Source organism: Streptomyces tricolor, from assembly GCF_002155905.1.
GTDB classification, from domain to species: domain Bacteria; phylum Actinomycetota; class Actinomycetes; order Streptomycetales; family Streptomycetaceae; genus Streptomyces; species Streptomyces tricolor.
The window spans coordinates 1-3,008 of the sequence record NZ_MUMF01000702.1 but is presented as its reverse complement, the minus strand read 5'-3'; the positions used below and the strand labels follow the sequence as shown (position 1 = coordinate 3,008).

At 72.5% G+C, this 3,008-nt stretch carries 3 protein-coding genes and 4 tRNA genes; 4 read left to right on the top strand and 3 right to left on the bottom strand.

Annotated features, from left to right (window positions below):
- From CCN44_RS37830 to CCN44_RS37820, 3 genes are all read right to left on the bottom strand, one after another.
- A partial coding sequence (locus CCN44_RS37830) for a GNAT family N-acetyltransferase (protein ID WP_143650280.1) occupies positions 1-488 on the bottom strand: 488 nt, incomplete at its 3' end.
- A gap of 49 nt (positions 489-537) precedes the next feature.
- Positions 538-1,359 carry an aminotransferase class IV gene (locus tag CCN44_RS37825; protein ID WP_086703314.1) on the bottom strand — a complete coding sequence of 274 codons (822 nt, stop codon included), beginning with the start codon at positions 1,357-1,359 and terminating at the stop codon, positions 538-540.
- On the bottom strand, positions 1,356-2,411 hold the full coding sequence (locus CCN44_RS37820; RefSeq protein WP_086703311.1) for a chorismate-binding protein: 1,056 nt from the start codon (positions 2,409-2,411) through the stop codon (positions 1,356-1,358). The genes CCN44_RS37825 and CCN44_RS37820 overlap by 4 nt, the downstream gene beginning before the upstream one ends.
- Before the next feature lie 178 nt (positions 2,412-2,589).
- Between CCN44_RS37820 and CCN44_RS37815 the strand changes: the two genes are divergently transcribed.
- The 4 genes from CCN44_RS37815 (at position 2,590) to CCN44_RS37800 (ending at position 2,959) form a co-directional block, all read left to right on the top strand.
- Positions 2,590-2,662, top strand: a tRNA-Gly gene (locus CCN44_RS37815).
- 38 nt (positions 2,663-2,700) lie between these two features.
- Positions 2,701-2,774 (top strand) — tRNA-Cys (locus CCN44_RS37810).
- A gap of 1 nt (position 2,775) precedes the next feature.
- Positions 2,776-2,847 (top strand) — tRNA-Val (locus CCN44_RS37805).
- 40 nt (positions 2,848-2,887) lie between these two features.
- Positions 2,888-2,959, top strand: a tRNA-Val gene (locus CCN44_RS37800).
- Positions 2,960-3,008 lie beyond the last annotated feature (49 nt).

Sequence of the window (3,008 nt, the reverse complement as noted above, 5' to 3'; positions counted from 1 at the left end):
GCGCGGGCCGCGGCCTCCGGCAGGCCCCGCTCGATCCACGTGCGCGCGTACCGCTCGCTCTCCGTCGCCTGCCAGGCGTCGAACTCGGCCCCGGTCATGGGCCGCGCCCTGCTGTCCGGGGGCAGCGCGGGCGGGGTGTCGCCGAGCCGTTTCTCCATGCCGCGGTTGCGCACGGTGTAGCCGAGGGTGCCGAACAGGCGCAGCGCGGCGTCCGCGGCGGCGGGCACCACCGTCTCCATCTGGACGCAGCCCCAGCCGCGGGCCACCTCCTCCGCGGCGAGCGCCGCCACCGTGCCCCGGCCGCGCCGCCGGTCCGGCTCGGCGATGCGGAGGTCGATGACGCGGGCCACCGAGTCGCCGAGGGACGGGGAGGTGCCGAGATGGATCTCGCCGACGGGACGGCTGTTCACGCACACCGCGAAGCGGCGGGAGCGGGTTCCGTCGGGATGCTGCTGGAGCGGCTCGGCCGGCCGCAGGGTCGTGGTCATCACAGGTGTTCTACCCACGGCGACCGCCCGCGTCAGCCTGTTTTCCGGTTCACGGGTCCAGGTCCCGGGCGGACCGCTCGGCGAAGATCCGCATGGCCTCGGCGGTCACCGGACCCGGGGCGCCGGGCAGTTGGCGGTCGTCGACCTGGTGCAGGGCCTGTACGTCCCGCAGGGTGGAGGTCAGGAAGACCTCGTCGGCGCGCCCGAGGACGTCCAGCGGCAGGTCGGTCTCCCGGGCCCCCGTCCACTCGATCGTCAGGGCCCGGGTGATGCCGGGCAGGCAGCCGGAGGTGACCGGCGGGGTGTGGATCTCGCCGTCCAGGACGACGAAGACGTTCGACCCGGTGCCCTCGCAGAGCTGTCCGACCGTGTTGCCGAAGAGCGCCTCGGAGGCGCCGTGTTGGTGGGCGCGGGCCAGGGCGACGACGTTCTCGGCGTACGAGGTGGTCTTCACCCCGGCGAGGGCCCCGCGCTCGTTGCGGGTCCACGGGACGGTGATCGCGGCGGTGGAGTCCGGGCGGCGGGCGGTCTCGCCGACGGCGACGACGAGGGTCGGGCCGTGCTCGCCGCGGCCGACGCCCAGCGGGCCGTGGCCGCCGGTGTAGGTGATCCGCAGCCGGCCCAGCGGCACCGGGTTGGCCTCCAGCACGGCCGTGCAGGCGCGGCGCACCTCGTCGTGGTCGGGGTCGGGCAGGCCGAGGCCGCGGGCGGAACGGGTCAGCCGGTCGAGGTGCCGGGTGAGCGCGAACGGCGTGCCGTCCACCGCCTTGACGGTCTCGAAGACGCCGTCGCCGACGGTCAGGCCGTGGTCGAGGACGGAGACGCGGGCGGATTCCAGGTCCCGCAGCCCGCCGTCCAGCCAGATCCTCATGTGAACGCCCCCTCGGTCTCCTCGTACGTTCCCGACGCCACCGCGAGCAGCCGGGACGCCTTCAGCTCCGTCTCGCGCCACTCTCCCTCGGGGTCGGACCCCCAGGTGATGCCGGCGCCGGTGCCGAAGCGCAGGACCCCGGCGGCGCGGTCGATCCAGAAGGTGCGGATGCCGACGGCCAGCTCCGCGGTGCCCCGGTCGGCGTCGACCCAGCCGATGCCGCCGCAGTACGGGCCGCGCGGTGCCGTCTCCAGCGCCTCGATGATCCGCAGGGCGCTCGACTTGGGGGCGCCGGTGACCGAGCCGGGCGGGAAGGCCGCGGCCAGCAGCTGCGGCCAGCCCGCGTCCGCCCGCAGCTCGCCGCGGACGGTGGAGACGAGATGCACGAGCCCCGGGTGCTTCTCCACGGCGCACAGGTCGGGGACGGTCACGCTGCCGGTCGTGCAGACACGCCCGATGTCGTTGCGGACCAGGTCGACGATCATCACGTTCTCGGCGTAGTCCTTCTCCAGGAGGTCCGCCTCGGTGCGCCCGGTGCCCTTGATCGGTCCCGACTCGACGGTACGGCCGTCCCGGCGCAGGAACAGCTCGGGCGAGGCGGTGGCGATCTCCACGCCGTGCTCCGGCAGCCGGATCGTTCCTGCATAGGGCGCCGGGTTGCCGCGGGCCAGCAGGGAGGTCAGTGCGTCCACGTCGGCGCCGGGGTCGACGGGTGCGCTGAGCACCCGGCAGAGGTTGGCCTGGTAGACCTCGCCGGCCGCGATGTGCTCGCGGATGCGGCGGACGGCCGCCGTGTACGCGGCGCGGTCCAGGGAGGTGGTCCAGTCCCCCGGCTCCGGGCCCCGCCACCCGCCGGGCACCGGCGCGGGCACCGGCGCCTCGCGTACGTCCGCGAAGCGGGCGCAGGTCAGCCGGCCCTCGAAGTCCGCGCAGACGGCCCAGAAGCCGGTGGAGTCCAGGGCGGCCGGATCGCTGGTGACGTCGAGGAGGCCGGTGGCGACGCGGTCGCCGAAACGGGCCAGAGGAGGGAGTCCGGATGGGTGGTGGAGCACGTGGTCGAGTCTAGGGCGGGTGTCCTCCGGGTGGCCCGGGGATGTCCCGGAGGGGGCCCTGACCACCGGGTCCGTCGAGCGCAGCGCAGCACGCTGCGCAAACGCGTTTTTGTGCTGGCCCGGGAATCCGCTAGAGTTCAACACGTCGCCGGGACGCGGAAGCGGACCGAAACGACAAGCGGACGTAGCTCAGTTGGTAGAGCGCAACCTTGCCAAGGTTGAGGTCGCGAGTTCGAGCCTCGTCGTCCGCTCGAAGGAAGAAGGGGTCATCCCGATCCCCTACACTCCTGGTGGAGTGGCCGAGAGGCGAGGCAACGGCCTGCAAAGCCGTCTACACGGGTTCAAATCCCGTCTCCACCTCCAAGGACGATTAGCTCAGCGGGAGAGCGCTTCCCTGACACGGAAGAGGTCACTGGTTCAATCCCAGTATCGTCCACTGGATCTTCGGATCCTGGATCTTCTCGAAGATCCCACCCGCGCGATTAGCTCAGCGGGAGAGCGCTTCCCTGACACGGAAGAGGTCACTGGTTCAATCCCAGTATCGCGCACTGTCTGTGACTCACGGGTCACAGTCCGCGGACGATTAGCTCAGCGGGA

Excerpts from the sequence above, each read along its gene's own strand:
- CCN44_RS37825 (WP_086703314.1), bottom strand. The coding sequence starts at position 1,359 with ATGAGGATCTGGCTGGACGGCGGGCTGCGGGACCTGGAATCCGCCCGC.